The 16,248-nt window shown below is 28.3% G+C and carries 18 protein-coding genes and 1 tRNA gene; 6 read left to right on the top strand and 13 right to left on the bottom strand.

What is annotated here, in order from left to right:
• Positions 1-10: 10 nt before the first annotated feature.
• The 4 genes from ACQRD5_RS02570 to ytxC form a co-directional block, all read right to left on the bottom strand.
• Complete coding sequence (locus tag ACQRD5_RS02570) at positions 11-1,351, bottom strand: TrkH family potassium uptake protein (protein WP_291628230.1); 1,341 nt, start codon at positions 1,349-1,351, stop codon at positions 11-13.
• 105 nt (positions 1,352-1,456) lie between these two features.
• Positions 1,457-1,816, bottom strand: a complete 360-nt coding sequence (gene rplT / locus ACQRD5_RS02575) for a 50S ribosomal protein L20 (RefSeq protein ID WP_291628232.1) — start codon at positions 1,814-1,816, stop codon at positions 1,457-1,459.
• 20 nt (positions 1,817-1,836) lie between these two features.
• A complete protein-coding gene (gene rpmI, locus ACQRD5_RS02580) occupies positions 1,837-2,034 on the bottom strand; it encodes a 50S ribosomal protein L35 (protein WP_016206790.1) in 198 nt (65 codons plus the stop codon).
• A gap of 241 nt (positions 2,035-2,275) precedes the next feature.
• Complete coding sequence (gene ytxC / locus ACQRD5_RS02585) at positions 2,276-3,166, bottom strand: putative sporulation protein YtxC (RefSeq protein WP_291628238.1); 891 nt, start codon at positions 3,164-3,166, stop codon at positions 2,276-2,278.
• Positions 3,167-3,293: 127 nt separating this feature from the next.
• On the opposite strand from ytxC, the gene ACQRD5_RS02590 reads away from it, so the two are divergent.
• Entirely contained in the window at positions 3,294-3,995 is a 702-nt protein-coding gene (locus ACQRD5_RS02590; RefSeq protein WP_294186538.1) for a DUF6873 family GME fold protein, read from the top strand.
• A gap of 174 nt (positions 3,996-4,169) precedes the next feature.
• Here ACQRD5_RS02590 and ACQRD5_RS02595 read toward each other — a convergent pair whose 3' ends face one another.
• Positions 4,170-4,841, bottom strand: a complete 672-nt coding sequence (locus ACQRD5_RS02595) for an HD domain-containing protein (protein ID WP_427746497.1) — start codon at positions 4,839-4,841, stop codon at positions 4,170-4,172.
• A 92-nt stretch (positions 4,842-4,933) separates the two neighbouring features.
• Between ACQRD5_RS02595 and ACQRD5_RS02600 the strand changes: the two genes are divergently transcribed.
• Positions 4,934-5,008 (top strand) — tRNA-Cys (locus ACQRD5_RS02600).
• 46 nt (positions 5,009-5,054) lie between these two features.
• Here ACQRD5_RS02600 and hslO read toward each other — a convergent pair.
• The 3 genes from hslO to ACQRD5_RS02615 form a co-directional block, all read right to left on the bottom strand.
• Complete coding sequence (gene hslO / locus ACQRD5_RS02605) at positions 5,055-5,939, bottom strand: Hsp33 family molecular chaperone HslO (RefSeq protein ID WP_291628244.1); 885 nt, start codon at positions 5,937-5,939, stop codon at positions 5,055-5,057.
• A gap of 17 nt (positions 5,940-5,956) precedes the next feature.
• A complete protein-coding gene (locus tag ACQRD5_RS02610; RefSeq protein WP_427746498.1) occupies positions 5,957-6,691 on the bottom strand; it encodes a class I SAM-dependent DNA methyltransferase in 735 nt (244 codons plus the stop codon).
• Positions 6,692-6,784: 93 nt separating this feature from the next.
• The gene (locus ACQRD5_RS02615) at positions 6,785-7,036 is read right to left on the bottom strand and encodes a small, acid-soluble spore protein, alpha/beta type (RefSeq protein ID WP_291628246.1); all 252 of its coding nucleotides are present in this window, start codon (positions 7,034-7,036) and stop codon (positions 6,785-6,787) included.
• A gap of 189 nt (positions 7,037-7,225) precedes the next feature.
• Here ACQRD5_RS02615 and ACQRD5_RS02620 point away from each other — a divergent pair, with 189 nt between their 5' ends.
• The 4 genes from ACQRD5_RS02620 to ACQRD5_RS02635 all read left to right on the top strand — a co-directional run bounded on the left by ACQRD5_RS02620 (position 7,226) and on the right by ACQRD5_RS02635 (position 10,199).
• Positions 7,226-8,218, top strand: a complete 993-nt coding sequence (locus ACQRD5_RS02620; RefSeq protein WP_427746499.1) for an aspartate-semialdehyde dehydrogenase — start codon at positions 7,226-7,228, stop codon at positions 8,216-8,218.
• Entirely contained in the window at positions 8,218-9,099 is an 882-nt protein-coding gene (gene dapA / locus ACQRD5_RS02625; RefSeq protein WP_427746500.1) for a 4-hydroxy-tetrahydrodipicolinate synthase, read from the top strand. Before ACQRD5_RS02620 ends, dapA begins: the two co-directional genes overlap by 1 nt.
• 9 nt (positions 9,100-9,108) lie before the next feature.
• Positions 9,109-9,867, top strand: a complete 759-nt coding sequence (gene dapB / locus ACQRD5_RS02630; protein ID WP_320899866.1) for a 4-hydroxy-tetrahydrodipicolinate reductase — start codon at positions 9,109-9,111, stop codon at positions 9,865-9,867.
• A 167-nt stretch (positions 9,868-10,034) separates the two neighbouring features.
• Positions 10,035-10,199 (top strand): hypothetical protein, encoded by a 165-nt coding sequence (locus ACQRD5_RS02635; RefSeq protein WP_427746501.1) that lies wholly within the window; start codon positions 10,035-10,037, stop codon positions 10,197-10,199.
• A gap of 38 nt (positions 10,200-10,237) precedes the next feature.
• On the opposite strand, the gene ACQRD5_RS02640 is transcribed toward ACQRD5_RS02635, so the two are convergent.
• The 5 genes from ACQRD5_RS02640 to ACQRD5_RS02660 are packed head-to-tail and all read right to left on the bottom strand — an operon-like array spanning position 10,238 to position 15,832.
• A complete protein-coding gene (locus tag ACQRD5_RS02640) occupies positions 10,238-11,881 on the bottom strand; it encodes a peptide ABC transporter substrate-binding protein (protein WP_291628254.1) in 1,644 nt (547 codons plus the stop codon).
• A 56-nt stretch (positions 11,882-11,937) separates the two neighbouring features.
• Entirely contained in the window at positions 11,938-12,921 is a 984-nt protein-coding gene (locus tag ACQRD5_RS02645; RefSeq protein ID WP_291628257.1) for an ABC transporter ATP-binding protein, read from the bottom strand.
• Positions 12,921-13,928 carry an ABC transporter ATP-binding protein gene (locus ACQRD5_RS02650; protein WP_308780758.1) on the bottom strand — a complete coding sequence of 336 codons (1,008 nt, stop codon included), beginning with the start codon at positions 13,926-13,928 and terminating at the stop codon, positions 12,921-12,923. Before ACQRD5_RS02650 ends, ACQRD5_RS02645 begins: the two co-directional genes overlap by 1 nt.
• 12 nt (positions 13,929-13,940) lie before the next feature.
• Positions 13,941-14,900, bottom strand: a complete 960-nt coding sequence (locus ACQRD5_RS02655) for an ABC transporter permease (protein ID WP_320899869.1) — start codon at positions 14,898-14,900, stop codon at positions 13,941-13,943.
• Positions 14,901-14,914: 14 nt separating this feature from the next.
• Entirely contained in the window at positions 14,915-15,832 is a 918-nt protein-coding gene (locus tag ACQRD5_RS02660; RefSeq protein ID WP_320899871.1) for an ABC transporter permease, read from the bottom strand.
• Between the last annotated feature and the right edge of the window lie 416 nt (positions 15,833-16,248).

Here is a 16,248-nt window from a genome sequence, read left to right on the forward strand (position 1 = left end):
TTTCAACTCCCTAACCAATTAAAATTTTCCCTTCTGGATATTTATAGCCTGACTTTTTACGTTTTCTGGTTAACGCTAACATTACAGTAAGAGGACCTACTCTACCTAGATACATCATTATCATTATAAATATTTTTCCTAATGAACTTAACTTTGGAGTAAGACCTAGGGTTAAGCCAACTGTTCCCAATGCTGATGATGCTTCATAAAGTAAATCAATAAAGCTTGCACCAACTTCTGTGTATGATAATATCATTGTAACACCAATTACTAAAGATAATCCAATAAATACTATTATAAAGGATTTATATACTATTTCTTTAGTAAGTCTTCTACCGAAAACTTCAGTATCTTCCCTTCCTCGAATAACAGAAATTACAGTCAAAACTAAAATTGCACAGGTAACTGTTTTTAATCCACCAGCTGTAGATCCAGGAGAACCACCTATAAGCATTAAAATAACTGTTAAAATTTTACTTGCTAACGTCATACCACTTGTTGAAATACTATTAAAACCAGCAGTTCTTGGAGTTACTGATGCAAAAAATGAATTTAACAATTTATCTTTTATGTTCATATCAGCGATAGTTTGTGGATTTTTATGCTCAAAAAGTAACATTAATAAAGTTCCACCAAATATTAATATTAAAGTTGTTATAATTACTATCTTAGCATGTAAAGATAATTTCTTTATACCCTTAAAATCATATAATTCTAATAATACTGTAAATCCTAAACCACCTATAATAATTAATGCACTAATTACTAATATAACAACTGTATTGTTTGAATAACCTACAAGGCTTGTTCCAAACAAATCAAATCCAGCATTACAAAAAGCTGATATGGAGTGGAAAATGCTATAAAAAAAGCCTTTTATAATTCCATATTCCGGAACAAATTGAGTTGAGAGCAATAAGGCTCCAAAAAATTGCACAGAAACTGTAAATATCAATACATATTTCACCATTCTAACTAATCCTTGAATGGAAAATGTGTTCATTGCTTCCTGCATTACTAATCTTTCTCTTAAAGTTATTTTCTTACCCAAAATTAATGAAATTAATACTGTAAAGGACATAAATCCTAACCCACCTATTTCAATAAGGGTCATTATAACAGTTTGACCAAAAGTACTCCAGTGAGTACTTGTATCTAATGTAATTAGACCTGTAACACATACTGCTGATGTAGACGTAAATATTGCATCTAAGAAATTTGTTGGTTCACCACTTCTTGATGATATAGGTAATGATAATATAACTGCACCTATAATAATTACAGCTAAGAATCCCAATGCTAAAATTTGAACCCCTTTTAACTTCGTTTTGTTTTTTAATGAAATTTGCATATCTTCACCTCTTAGATACACTTATTTTGTATATAACCTATTATACACTATTCTCAGTTTTTTATTTATATTAACCTATAAAAAATGCGACCTTAAGGTCGCAGTTTATTTGTTTAATTGGCCTTTTGCTACTTCCACTAAATCTGCAAATGCTTTAGGGTCATTTATAGCTATTTCAGATAACATCTTTCTATTCATATCTATACCAGCTAATTTAATTCCATTTATGAATTTTGAGTAAGAAAGACCATTCATTCTTGTAGCTGCATTTATTCTAGCTATCCAAAGTCTTCTAAAATCTCTCTTCTTTAATCTTCTTCCAACATATGCATTTCTTAAAGCTCTTATTACTGATTCATTAGCAGTTTTAAATAATCTGCTCTTTCCACCGTAGTAACCCTTCGCAAGCTTTAATACTTTTTTATGATTTTTACGTGAATTAACCGCTCTTTTAACTCTTGCCATGCTTCAATCCTCCTATAATCTTATAAATATGGTAATAGTTTCTTCATTGCTTTTTCTTGAGTAGTTGAAACATAAGCTGCTTTTCTTAAGTTTCTCTTTCTCTTAGAACTTTTTTTAGTTAATATATGACTCTTAAATGCTTTAGCTCTTTTTAACTTTCCAGTTCCAGTCTTTTTAAATCTTTTTGCTGCACCTCTGTGTGTTTTCATTTTTGGCATAATAAAATCCTCCTCTCAAATTATGCTTAATAACAAGCTTAAAAAATTCACTTAAAAGCTTATAAAATAAAAAAGACAGCATTATGCCGTCCTCGTAATATTCATACTTTTAATTTATTATATAAATTAATAAAAATAGAATATAATACCTTACTAAGCTTTGCCGTAAGGTGAGAAACGGCTATGTTCCTTCTTAACAATAGTAATTATAGTATCAGCTAAAAAACTTGTCAATATTAAATTACAATTTAACTTGTTTTTCAACGCATAATATACAACCTTCACAGAATATTACTTTATTTTCAAAAACTTTTTCTATTGTATCTATAAATTCCTTGTTTACACAGTTACTTTTTCCATGAATAATTATACTTTTAGGAGAATTAGTTATTAATCCACTTATTATTATATCTTCCATTTTTACATCACTATCTAATTTGCATTCTATAAGTTCCTTCATAAACTCATTAAATATATCATTTTTATTCCTATCAATTATAGAGTAATTTCCATCTTCACTTATAACTATATTTATTTCTTCTATTTTACTTTCTTGAATTTCAACAAAATATTTTAGTAATTTTATAAATTCCTTATATTCTTTTTCTACCATATAACTTTCTATTACTTTATCTATAATATCTTCTATATCTTCACGTAATTCCTTCATCCTAAATCTTATAAAGCCATTAATATTTATTTCTAAATTTTCTTCTAAACAACTTTTAATTTTTTCAATAATATTATTCACTTTATTTAAACAATAAATCAGGTTATCAAATTTTAGTGATTTACTTTCTAAAAATACTTTCATTATCTCTTCTTCAACTTCTAAGATTTCCTCTTGCTTAAGGAAGAAATAGTTTTCAGTTAAATAACCTAACATCTCTTTTTCTTTATATTCATTTAGAACTATCTTATATAATATATTACTTATATATAAATTTATAATATCTCTAACTCTTTCGCTGTAACTATTATCATCACATAATATCTTTATTATATGATTATCTAATTCCACACTTTCTACAACTCCTATTTTTATGTCTTTTTTCCTAAGAACTAATCTTAAATCTTGTATTTCATATACAAAATCCAAATCTTTATTGTAAACAAGTTTTAATACAAGCATGGATTACACTCCCTTTCTAATAATAGTATGTATAAAAAAAATATCTATATTCAAAAATTATTTCTTAGTAATCGACAAATAAATTTAAATATCTTATAATAAATTCAAAATATTATAGGAGATTTATATGATTTGTTTTACTGATTACAGAATAACACAAGAAGAAAAGGATACCTTATCTTCTCTAAATTTAAAAGTTATAGAGATTCCTAAATCTAATGATCTATATGATGCAATAAATGGACATGTAGATATTCAATTAAATATATTAGATAAAAAGTCAAAAAAAATTATAATTAATAGAAATATGGATGTAACCTTCAAAAAACAATTATCAGATTTAAATATCCAGTATATTGAAAGCGAAAATTTTTTAGAACCATCTTATCCTAAAAATATTTTTTTAAACGCTTTAATACTTGATGAATACTATATACATAACATAAAATATTCAGATAAAAATCTATTAAAATTTCAAAATAACAAAACTTTAATTGACGTAAAGCAAGGTTATACAAAATGTTCATGTTTACCTATAACTGAAAATGCTATAATAACGAATGATGTAGGTATTTATAAAAGCTTATCTAAATACAATTTTGATATATTACTTTTACCTACTGGAGATATCATTTTAGAAGGTTTTGATTATGGATTTATAGGTGGTACTGGTGGTTTAATTAATAAAAATACTATGGCTTTCTTTGGTAATTTAGATTTTTATAAATATGGAAATGAAGTTAAATCTTTTTTGAAAAAGTATAATATTAAACCAATATACTTAAGCAATATGAAATTACATGATAGAGGTAGTCTATTTGTTCTTTAGCCTTTTATATAATACGTTTATCAAATATAAATGTTTCTATATTTATAAATTAATATAAAGGAGCTGCCAAGGCAGCTCCAAATCAAAAATGTATGAATTTCTTATGAAGTTTTTTCTAAACAACTAAAAGTATATTAACTTCTAATTATTCTATAACTTTTTTACTATTCATTTCTACTCTTTTATTAAAATATCTTTAATTTGGTGAAATTTCTTAATTACATCCTTATTGTTATTTTTATAATCTATATTCAGCTTGTCTAAAATTCTATTTACCTCCAATAAAGCTTTACTACTTTCTTCTATGGTCTGATTTCCACGCCCTAGCTTATCGCAGATAAACAGAATAATTATATCATTATAACAACTACTATTAATCAATCCAGGAATATTAGAAAATGGTAAGTCATTCAATATATATATATGATGCATATGAAAACTCACTATTTCAGATATTTTCTCAGTCTTTTCTTTATCAAAATACTTAATCAATATTTTATAAGTGGTTTCTTTTCCCACCTTATCATGATTATAAGATCTATACCTACCCTTAATGAATTTAGTGGTTTCTATTTTCCCAATATCATGAAACAATGCAGACCACATAAAGACTTCACTATTTACTGAAAACTCTTTTACCTTAGCAGCTGTATCAATAACTAATTTAGTATGATTCCATACATTCCCTTCTGGGTGAAACTTTTTATCTTGTGGTACATTTTTTAGTTTATTTAAAATATTAAAATCACTTTCTATAAAAATCTTTTCATTCATTAAGGCTTCTATTTTCACTGAAGGTTTTTCATCATTTATTAATATATTGTTTAGTTCTTTAAATATACTCAAATTTATCACCTCATAAATATATTATTTCAATTAATTTATTTTTTATTTTGTGTATCAAAATAAAACTTTATACATAAACTGTAAATATATTAGGCACTATAGCCAAGTGGTAAGGCAGAGGTCTGCAAAATCTTTATTCCCCAGTTCAAATCTGGGTGGTGCCTCCAAAAGTAAAACGCACTGAAAAATTATTATCAGTGCGTTTTATATATTTTACTTTTGTCTTGCTTTATTTAAAATTTCTCCAATTTCTTCATGAGAAAACTTATATGATGCATTACAGAAATTACATTTTATTTCTTCTTCTTTTCCATCATTATATATTTCTTCTAAATCTTTTTCTCCTATTGAAATTAAAACTGATTCAACTTTTTCTCTTGTACAGTTACATTTAAATTCTGGTGAAACTTCTTCTAATATATTTAAATCCATTCCATCAAAGATATATTCTAAAACTTTTTCTATACTTCCATGTTCTAATAACATTGATGTAATAGAAGGTATTTCTTCTAATCTATATGTAAGTAAATCAGAAAGTAACTCATCTGCATCTGGCATCATTTGAATAATAAAACCACCAGCTACCTTTATTGAATAATCCTTATCTACTAAAACACCTAGTGCAACTGCTGATGGTGTTTGTTCTGATACAGTAAAATAATAAGCTAAATCTTCACCTATTTCTCCAGTGTAAATAGGCACTTGCCCAACATAAGGATCTTTCATACCTAAATCTTTTATAACTGTAAATTCACCATTTATTCCAATATATCCACCTACATCTAATTTACCTTTAGAGTTTAATGGTAAGTTTCCATAAGGATTTCCTATAAAGCCTTTAACAACTCCACCTTCATAGGCTGTTACAGTAACCCCTTTTGCATCTCCACCACCATTTATTTTTAATGTTATTACTTCTTTATCTGATTTCAAAGTAACTCCCATTAAAGCTCCAGCTGTTAACATTCTTCCTAAAGCCGCTGCAGCAACAGGAGTACACTCATGAACACTCGTTCCTGTATTAACTAAATTTGTTGTTTCTCCAGCAATTATTCTAATCATTCCATCTTTTGCTGTAGCTCTTATAATTTTATCCATAGAAAATCCTCCATTTTTTATTTTTTTACTACATATACTATTCTTTCTGTATTCCTATTAACTTGTTTTTCAGTATAGCCTTCATATTTCCCTATTACTTTTAATCCAGCAATTTCTAATTTATTCTCTATAAATTCTTCAGTATAAGCTTTCTCTAAATGTTCTTCTTCAAATCTTTCATATAAATTATCTCTCTTTACAAAGAAAGTCAAATACATACTTAATAAATCCTCTTCAAAAACATTTTCCCAGGTATAAAAAACATCTTCTTCACTATAAATATAAATGTTATTACCTAAAATATTCGAAAGTTTGTAATATGAATTTATATCGAAAATAAATAACCCATTATCACTTAGATGTTCTTTAACTCTTATAAAATAATCTAAAAGTTTATCTTCATCAATTATATAGTTAGTTGAATCTAAGGCTGAAGTTATTAAATCAAATTTTCTATTTAAACTTAATTTGCTCATATCTTGGCAAATAATTTTACATCTTATTTTTTCTTTTTTCAACTTTTCAAATGCTTCTCTAAGCATATCTTCTGATAAGTCAACAGCAAAAGACTCTTTAAAATTTTTAGCCAGCCTTACAGTTAGATTACCTGTTCCACAAGCAATGTCTAAATAATTATTAAATGTAATTTTCTCTTCATTACATATATCAATTACCCTTGCGCACATAGAATCATAATTTATATCTTCATAAATTAATTCATCATATATTTCAGCAAAGTCTCCATATGCCAAAGTAATCCCCCCCACTTTAATACTTTTCTAAAACTATATTAAAGGTAAATTTTCCTTTAGTCAATGCTACAGATAAAATGATTGAAAAATATATTATTTTCTTCCTAATATTTCGTCATTAGTTGGTATTTTCATCATTCTTTTTCTTTTTGTCATTATGCCTCCAATTCTGCCAGTTTCCTCTGCTGTTAATCCTCCCCATCCATTAGAATCAACCTTATCTTTTAATCCTAATTCCTCAGCAATTTCATATTTTATTTTCTCTCTTAAAATTTCAGCTTCACTAAGTTCTTTGTTTGATTTAATTTTAGACTTAATTATTTTTTTTAAAGGTGTTTTACTCATTATCATACCCCCTATCTTTGATATTTATATTTTTCCCAAAATACTTATCAATATACCTTATAAATAATTAATCACTATATAAGTCTAAAAAATATATATTATAATAAAGTGTTGAAATTTTCTAATATTTTAACTATAGTTATTAGTAAGTATATTTATGCTTATTATAATAAAAAGGGGGAAAAGTTTATGTACAATGTTGCTATAGTTGGGGCGACTGGTAACGTAGGTAGAAAATTTTTAGAAATTCTAGAAGAAAGGAACTTTCCAATAAAAGAATTATATCTTTTTGCATCAAAAAGATCTTCTGGTTCAAAGCTTATCTTCAAAGGCCAGGAATTTATCGTTGAAGAAACATCTGAAGAAAATATTAAGGATAAAAAAATTGATTTTGCTTTATTTTCAGCAGGTGGAGATGTTAGCTTGAAATATTCACCAATCTTTTCTTCATATGGTGCTGTAGTTATTGATAATTCTAGTGCTTTTAGAATGGATGAAAATGTTCCATTAGTTGTTCCTGAAGTAAATCCTGAAGATATTAAATGGCATAATGGTATAATAGCTAATCCAAATTGTTCAACAATTCAAGCTATGCTTCCATTAAAGGTTTTATTAGATAACTATGGAATTAAAAGAATAATCTACTCTACTTATCAAGCTGTCTCAGGTGCAGGTATGCAAGGAATATCAGATTTAGAAAATGGTTTAAAGGGTGAGGAGCCTAAAAAATTCCCTTATCCTATAGCTGGAAATTGCTTACCTCATATAGATGTGTTTTTAGAAAATGGTTATACAAAGGAAGAAATTAAGATGATAGAAGAAACAAAGAAAATTCTTCATAATTCTGAATTAAAAATTACAGCAACAGCTGTTAGGGTTCCTGTTTTAAATAGCCATAGCGAAAGTATTAATGTTGAATTAGAAAAACCTTTTGATTTAAAAGATGTTTTTAATTTATTTAATAATACTAAAGGAATAACTCTTTATGATAATATATCAAATATTAAATATCCTACTCCACTTTTTGTTAGTGGTAAAGATGATGTTTTCCTAGGTCGTATTAGAAGAGACTATAGTTTAGATAACGGGTTAAACTTATGGGTAGTTGCTGATAATATTAGAAAAGGAGCTGCTTTAAATGCAGTTCAAATAGCTGAACTATTAATAGGGAGTGATAATTAATGACAATTTTTAAAGGCTCTGCAGTAGCTATCGTTACACCTTTTACTTCAACTAACAAAGTTAATTATGAAAAATTAAAAGAACTAATCGAGTGGCAAATTGAAGAAAAAACTGATGCTATTGTAATTTGTGGTACTACAGGTGAAGCAAGTACTATGAGTGAAGAAGAAAAAAAACAAGCTATTAAGTTTACTGTTGATATTGTTAACAAAAGAATCCCTGTTATAGCTGGTACTGGAAGTAATAATACTGAAGCTTCTATTGAAATGAGTAAATATGCTGAATCAGTCGGTGTTGACGGATTACTATTAATAACACCCTATTACAACAAAACTAATTCAAAAGGATTAATTAAGCATTACGAAGCTATTAACAATGAAGTTAACACTCCTATAATCCTATATAATGTTCCAAGCAGAACAGGAGTAAATATAACTCCTAATCAATTATATGAATTAAGCAAACTAAAAAATATTGTTGCTATTAAAGAAGCTAGCGGTAATATAAGTCAAATTATAGAAATGAAAGCTTTATGTAAAGATAGTATAGATATTTACTCAGGTAATGATGATCAAATAATACCTATAATGTCCTTAGGAGGTATTGGTGTTATATCTGTACTTGCAAATATATTACCAAAATATGTTCATGATATGACATATCATTATTTAAATGGTGATACAAATAAATCACTAAGCCTACAACTAGAGACAATAGATATAATTAAAAAGTTATTTATAGAAACTAACCCTATTCCAGTAAAAACTGCTTTAAACCTTATGGGTAAAGAAGTTGGGAATTTTAGATTACCTTTATATGAAATGGATAATCACAATCTAAATTTACTAAAGGAAAGTTTAAAAAAATATAATTTGATTTAAGGAGGAAATATGGTAAAAGTATTATTAAATGGTTGTTGTGGAAAAATGGGACAAATAATAGTAGAGTCCTCCAAGAATTTTCCAAATGTAGAAATAGTAGCTGGAATAGATAAATCTCCTATTAATAAATATAATTTCAAAATATTCAATAATGCTAGTGAAGTAGATATAGATTATGATGTCTTAATAGATTTTTCAAGACCTGAAGCACTAGAGGATTTACTTAATTTATCACTAAGAAAAAATAAGCCTATTATTTTATGCTCTACTGGCTACAATGAAAAAGATTTAGATTTAATCACAGAAAAAAGTAATATAATTCCAATATTCAAATCTGCAAATATGTCTTTAGGAGTTAATTTAATAAATTCTTTATTAAAAAAGATAGTTCCAATTTTGTATGGAAACTATGATATTGAAATTATAGAAAAACATCATAACCAAAAAGTAGATTCGCCAAGCGGCACAGCTCTTCTATTAGCTGATACAATAAAAGATTTAATATCAAATGAAATTAAATATGTATATGGTAGAAAAGGGATTGCTAAAAGAGAAAATAATGAGTTAGGAATTCATTCTGTAAGAGGTGGCTCAATAGTAGGTGATCATGATATTATATTTGCTGGTTCTGGTGAAATTATTGAATTAAGTCACAAAGCTTTATCAAGAGAAGTATTTGCGGTAGGTGCTTTAAAGGCTGCAGAATATATGTGTGATACAATATTACCAAGGCTTTATACTATGGAAGATGTAATAGGTATCAGATAATAATATATTTTTTTAAGAAACTCCTAGCGGAGTTTCTTCTTTTATTTTACATTTTTTCATTATTCATTTTACATTGTGCCACAGCACCTCCTAATGTATCTATTTCCAGTTTAAATATTAAATAAAGTGGGAAAATATAATATAAATAAATATAAGGAGGATTAGAAATGCCTAAAGATAGTCAACCTGATAATAAAAAAGCAAGAATGGAAAAATGTAATTATCAAACACCAATAACAGAAGAAGGTCATAATCATAATCCCAATGCAAAACATAAATCCATTAAAAGAGAAGGATTTTCAAGTGAAAACTTTAATAGATTTGGAAATTAAAAAAGAAGAGTCATTTGACTCTTCTTTATAATTTATAACTATTTAGATTCAAAATAAACTCCATCTAAATATACATGTCCTAAGTTTGAAACTCTAATTCCTTTAACATCTGGATTAGCAGCCTTAACTTGAGTGTAATAATAGATTGGTACTATTGGCATATCAGCCATTAATATATCTTCAGCTTGTTTCATTAATTCCCATCTCTTATCTTGATCAGCTTCACTCTTTGCTTGTGCAACTAGCTTATCATATTCAGGATTTGAATATCCAGCATCATTGTTTCCACCACCAGTTACCCATAAATCTAAGAATGTCATTGGATCAACATAGTCACCTATCCAACCATGTCTAGCAATTTCATATTCTCCTTGTTGTCTAGTATTTAAGAATACCTTCCATTCTTGGTTAGCTAATTCAACATTAACACCAATTTTAGCCCAGTCTTGTTGTACTGCTTGAGCAACTAGTTTATGAGCTCCTTCAGTATTATACATAAGTTCTAATGTAGGAAGACCTTCTCCATTTGGATAACCAGCTTCAGCTAATAATTTCTTAGCTTCTTCAACATTAGCTACGTTTGCATCATAGTATTCTCTATCAGCAAAATCTTCGCCTTTTTCATTTTTAATACCTTGTGGTACAAATGAATATGCTGGTATTTGTCCAGATTTAGTAACATTTTCAGTAATAGCTTTTCTATCTATTGATATAGCTAAAGCTTTTCTAACTTTTTCGTTACTTAAAGCTTTTTTAGCATCTGCATCTAATGTATCTTGTTTACCAACATTGTAAACTAACATATAAGTTCCAAGATTTGGATATATAGTAACTAATCCTTCTTTTTGACCATTAGCTATTTCTGCTACAGGAACTGTATGCACCGCATCAAACTCTCCAGATTTTAAAGAAGCATAAGCTGTATTTTCATCAGCAACTAATTTCCAAACTACACCTGGAATCTTAATTTCTTTAGCATTCCAATACTCTTCATTTTTTTCAAATACTAATTGATCTTTCATATCCCATTGAACTAATTTAAATGCTCCATTTGAAACATAAGTTTCTGGTTCTGTAGCCCATCCTTCTGGATCAGCTGAAACTATATCCTCTCTAAGTGGCATATAAGTTGTAAATGCAGTAAGTTCTGGGAAATAAGCTGTTGGAGATTCTAATGTAACTTTAAGCGTATGATCATCAACAACTTCGATACCTAAATCATCTCTAGTTGCTTCTCCATTATAGAATTTTTCACCATTCTTAATATAGAATAATTGATAATTATATTCAGCAGCAGTTTCCTTAGTTAAGGCTCTTACCCATGAATATTCAAAATCTTTTGCAGTAACTGGTTCACCATCTGACCATTTAGCATCTTTTCTTAAAGTAAAAGTATATACTAAATTATCATCTGATACATCCATATCTTCAGCAACTCCAGGAATTGCTTTTTCATTTTCATCAAGTCTCATTAATCCTTCAAAAGCATTGTCAATTATTGAACCAGCTCCTGATGAAGTATTTAATGTAGGATCGATTGTTTCAGGATCTTCTCCTAAATTGTAAATTAATTTTCTTCCACTTTCTCCTGAACTACTATTTCCACATCCTGCAAAAACAGACATTCCAAGAGCAAGTGTTAGTGCTACAGCACAAATTTTTCTAAGCTTATTGCTCTTCATTGTTTTTTCCCCCTTAATATATTTTTTATATAGAAATTGCTTAATGCAATAGCTATCTATTTATTAAAAAGATGACATGCTACAAAGTGTCCTGGTTCCACTTCCTTAAGTACAGGATCAGTTTCCCCACAAATTGGCATAGCATATTTACATCTTGCTTTAAATCTACATCCAGCTGGTGGATCTATAGGTGAAGGAATATCTCCCTCTAAAATAATTCTTTTATTATTTTTAGCTACTTTTGGATCTGCAATTGGAACAGCTGAAAGTAATGCTTGAGTATATGGATGCTTAGGTTTTAAATAAACGTCATCAGCAGGTCCTTTTTCTACCATTTGTCCCAAGTACATAACTCCAATATGAGTAGATATATGCTTAACCATTGATAAGTCATGAGCTATAAATAAATAAGTTAATCCAAACTCTTCTTGAAGTTCTTCTAACATATTTATAACTTGTGCTTGAATAGATACGTCTAAAGCAGATATAGGCTCATCACAAACTATAAAATCTGGTTGTACTGCAAGTGCTCTTGCAATACCAATTCTTTGTCTTTGCCCACCTGAAAATTCATGAGCATATCTATTTATATGACTTCCATTAAGTCCAACTCTATCTAAAAGATATCTTATTCGTTTTGTTCTTTCTTCACCTTTATATAATCCATGAATATCTATAGCTTCACCAATAATATCGCCTACAGTCATTCTAGGATTTAATGATGCATATGGATCTTGGAATATCATTTGCATATTCTTTCTTAAAGAAACCATCTTCTTTTCACTATAATTAGTAATATCTTGGCCATTAAAAATAATTTGTCCTGAAGTTGGTTCGTATAATTTTAATATTGTTCTTCCAGTAGTAGTCTTCCCACAACCTGATTCACCAACTAAGCCTAATGTTTCACCTCTTTTTATTACAAAAGAAACATTATCAACAGCCTTAACAAAGCTTTTTTTAGCAAAAAGACCTTTGTTTGCAGGGAAGTACTTACAAAGATTTTTAACTTCTAAAATAACATCATTATTCTTTTCCATTATTCTTCCCTCCTTATTGGTGATTCAACCTTTGGTGCATTTTCATGACATAACCAACATGCTGCTCTATGTCCATTAGATATTTCAAATAATGGTGGTTGTTTTTGTAAACAAACCTTCATTGCATATTTACATCTGGCAGCAAATGGACATCCAACTGGTGGTTTTAATAAATCTGGTGGTTGTCCTTCTATTGGTGTTAATTTTTCTTTTATTTCACTCTTAGGATTAGGAACACTATTTAATAATCCCCATGTATATGGATGTTTTCCATTATAGAATATATCTTCATCTGAACCCTCTTCTATAATTATGCCACCGTACATAACATTTATTCTAGTACAAAGATCTGCTACTACTCCTAAATCATGTGTGATTAATATTATTGAAGTATTAATCTTTTCTTTTAGATCTTTCATTAAATCTAAAATTTGAGCTTGAATTGTAACATCTAAAGCTGTTGTAGGTTCATCTGCAATTATAAGCTTAGGTTCACAAATAAGGCTCATTGCAATCATAACTCTTTGTCTCATACCACCTGAAAATTCATGTGGATATTGCTTAAGTCTACTTTCAGGACTAGGAATACCTACCATATCCAGCATCTTTATTGCTAATTCATTAGCTTCTTTTTTGCTAATTTTTTTATGTTTAATTAAATGCTCTGTTAATTGATCTCCAACTGTAAATAAAGGATTTAATGATGTCATAGGGTCTTGGAATATCATAGCCATTTCATTTCCCCTAATTTCTTGCATCTGATTTTCAGTTGGGTTTGTAATATCTTCGCCATTAAAAACAATTTTATCTGATTCTATAACTGCATTATCTGCTAATAATCTCATAATTGACATCATTGTAACAGATTTACCACAACCAGATTCTCCAACAATACCTAATGCTTCTCCTTTATCTAAATATAAAGAAACTCCTCTAACTGCTTGTACATCACCAATATGTGTTCTAAAGGAGGTCTTCAAATTTTTAACTTCCAATAACTTACTCATTCGTCATTCCTCCTATTTCTTATTCTTAGGATCTAAAGCTTCTGTTAATCCATCACCAAATAAGTTAAATGCTAATATTATTATACAAATAGCACCTGCTGGGAATAGTAATTGATATGCAGCAGTACTTAGTAATCCACTAGCATCATTAGCTAAAGTACCTAAAGATGCAAGAGGTGCATTTATTCCTAGTCCTATGAAACTTAAAAAAGCTTCAGTAAATATAGCTTGAGGTACGAATAAAGTTAGTGTTACTAATATAGATCCAATACAATTTGGAATTAAATGTCTAAATAATATTCTTGTCTTTGAAGCCCCTAATGCTTTAGCAGCAAGAACAAACTCTTGTTGTTTTAATTGAAGGATATCTCCTCTTACTATTCTAGCCATACCAACCCAATAGGATATTGCCATAGCTAAAATTATTGTACTTAATCCAGTAGAACCTTCTTTTTTAAAAGCAGCCATTAAAATAATTACATATATTTGAGTTGGAATAGAATATAAAACATCTACTATTCTCATCATTATGTTGTCTACTTTTCCACCAAAGAAGCCTGCTACTCCTCCATATAAAACACCAATAACTAAATTTATAGCTGCAGCAGAAATTGCTATAATTAGTGAGTATCTTGTTCCGTACATAACTCTTACAAATAAGTCCCTACCTAGGTTATCTGTTCCAAACCAATGTGCTGCACTTGGTCTTAAATCAGTTGCTTGTAAATTTGTATCATAATATGTGTAACCTAAGATTTTTTCCATTAAAATTGGTCCTAAGAAAGCACAAAGAACAATTACTATAATCATTATTAATGAAATTAATGCCACTTTATTATTTTTTAATCTTCTCCAAGCATCAGCCCAATATCCAATACTAGGTCTAACAATTTCTTCAAACTTTTTTTCCTCTTCACTTAAAGGAGTAAATAATTCTTTATCAATATCTAAGTCAACTTTTAAATTTTCCATTTCTTTACCCCCCATTAACCTTCAAGCTTAATTCTTGGGTCTATTAATACATAAACAATATCAACTAAAAGATTGCATATTACTATTAATGTGCAATAAAAAGCTGTTACTCCTAATAATGAAGTATAATCTCTGTTTGTAATTGATAAAGTAAATTCATTACCTAATCCAGGAATAGCAAATATTTTTTCTACTACAAAGGATCCAGTTAAAACCCCTGCAACTAGTGGTCCTAAATATGTTACTACTGGAATTAATGAATTTCTCAAAGCATGTTTGAAAATCACTGATTTTCCACTTAACCCTTTAGCCTTTGCTGTTCTTATATAATCCGACTTTAAAACATCAATTAATTTACTTCTTGTTAGTCTTGTTATAAATGCCATTGAACTTCCTGAAAGAGCAAGTACTGGCATTATATAATTTTTAGGATTGCTTAAGCCTGTTGCTGGTAATAATCTCAGCTTTACTGTAAATATAAATATCAAGAATGTCCCTAATACAAAACTCGGTATTGTAATTCCTAGTGTAGCCAAGATCATGCATAAATGATCTGGCCATTTTCCTGACTTTAATGCAGCAACTATTCCAAGTGAAACCCCTACTATTACAGAAAATATTATTGATACAGCTCCAACTTTAGCTGAATTAGGAAAACTTTTCTTTATTGTTGTTAAAACATCTCTTCCTTTATATTTCATTGATTTACCAAAATCACCTTTTAAAAGGTTAGTCATATAAATTTTATATTGTTCTCCAACCGGCTTGTCCAAACCATACTTTTCATTCAATAGAGCTTTCATCTCAGGTGTGGTTTTTTCTCCATCAAATGGACCACCCGGCATAATCCTCACTAGAAAGAAAACTATAGTAACTACTGCCCAAATAGTAATTAAACTAGTTATAAGTCTCTTTCCTATATACTTTACCATTTGTTTTCAACCCCCATTCATAATTCTACGCATTTTCCAATTTGTAGATATTAATAATTATATTATATTATAAGAAATTGTCAATTAACATTTTAAAATAGAACAAACTATTTTAATAATATATCAATATTTTTATAGTTTTTTTTTCAATCTCTAAAAGATATACCACCACATCAGAAAACGCTTACATGCCCTATATTTCTGCTTTTATGCAAGTATAATTATTAATCCGTCATTTTTCCTAATTTTTATTAATGTATTAATTTTTTAAATTATTTTATTCTTTTATAATGCACATATACGGACATTCAAACCTATTTTGTACGCTATAAGTGAACATTTTTGTAAGTATTATATGCACATTTAAAATTACTTTTAAGCATATTTATTCATAAAAAGATGCAATTAAACAATAC

This window comes from Clostridium sp. SGI.024 (genome assembly GCF_050315195.1).
Lineage (GTDB): Bacteria > Bacillota > Clostridia > Clostridiales > Clostridiaceae > Clostridium.

Bases quoted from the DNA above. Each gene is read 5' to 3' on its own strand.
- ACQRD5_RS02570 (WP_291628230.1), bottom strand. From the start codon at position 1,351: ATGCAAATTTCATTAAAAAACAAAACGAAGTTAAAAGGGGTTCAAATT.
- rplT (WP_291628232.1), bottom strand. From the start codon at position 1,816: ATGGCAAGAGTTAAAAGAGCGGTTAATTCACGTAAAAATCATAAAAAA.
- rpmI (WP_016206790.1), bottom strand. From the start codon at position 2,034: ATGCCAAAAATGAAAACACACAGAGGTGCAGCAAAAAGATTTAAAAAG.
- ytxC (WP_291628238.1), bottom strand. From the start codon at position 3,166: ATGCTTGTATTAAAACTTGTTTACAATAAAGATTTGGATTTTGTATAT.
- ACQRD5_RS02590 (WP_294186538.1), top strand. From the start codon at position 3,294: ATGATTTGTTTTACTGATTACAGAATAACACAAGAAGAAAAGGATACC.
- hslO (WP_291628244.1), bottom strand. From the start codon at position 5,939: ATGGATAAAATTATAAGAGCTACAGCAAAAGATGGAATGATTAGAATA.
- ACQRD5_RS02615 (WP_291628246.1), bottom strand. From the start codon at position 7,036: ATGAGTAAAACACCTTTAAAAAAAATAATTAAGTCTAAAATTAAATCA.
- ACQRD5_RS02620 (WP_427746499.1), top strand. From the start codon at position 7,226: ATGTACAATGTTGCTATAGTTGGGGCGACTGGTAACGTAGGTAGAAAA.
- dapA (WP_427746500.1), top strand. From the start codon at position 8,218: ATGACAATTTTTAAAGGCTCTGCAGTAGCTATCGTTACACCTTTTACT.
- dapB (WP_320899866.1), top strand. From the start codon at position 9,109: ATGGTAAAAGTATTATTAAATGGTTGTTGTGGAAAAATGGGACAAATA.
- ACQRD5_RS02635 (WP_427746501.1), top strand. From the start codon at position 10,035: ATGCCTAAAGATAGTCAACCTGATAATAAAAAAGCAAGAATGGAAAAA.
- ACQRD5_RS02640 (WP_291628254.1), bottom strand. From the start codon at position 11,881: ATGAAGAGCAATAAGCTTAGAAAAATTTGTGCTGTAGCACTAACACTT.
- ACQRD5_RS02645 (WP_291628257.1), bottom strand. From the start codon at position 12,921: ATGGAAAAGAATAATGATGTTATTTTAGAAGTTAAAAATCTTTGTAAG.
- ACQRD5_RS02650 (WP_308780758.1), bottom strand. From the start codon at position 13,928: ATGAGTAAGTTATTGGAAGTTAAAAATTTGAAGACCTCCTTTAGAACA.
- ACQRD5_RS02655 (WP_320899869.1), bottom strand. From the start codon at position 14,900: ATGGAAAATTTAAAAGTTGACTTAGATATTGATAAAGAATTATTTACT.
- ACQRD5_RS02660 (WP_320899871.1), bottom strand. From the start codon at position 15,832: ATGGTAAAGTATATAGGAAAGAGACTTATAACTAGTTTAATTACTATT.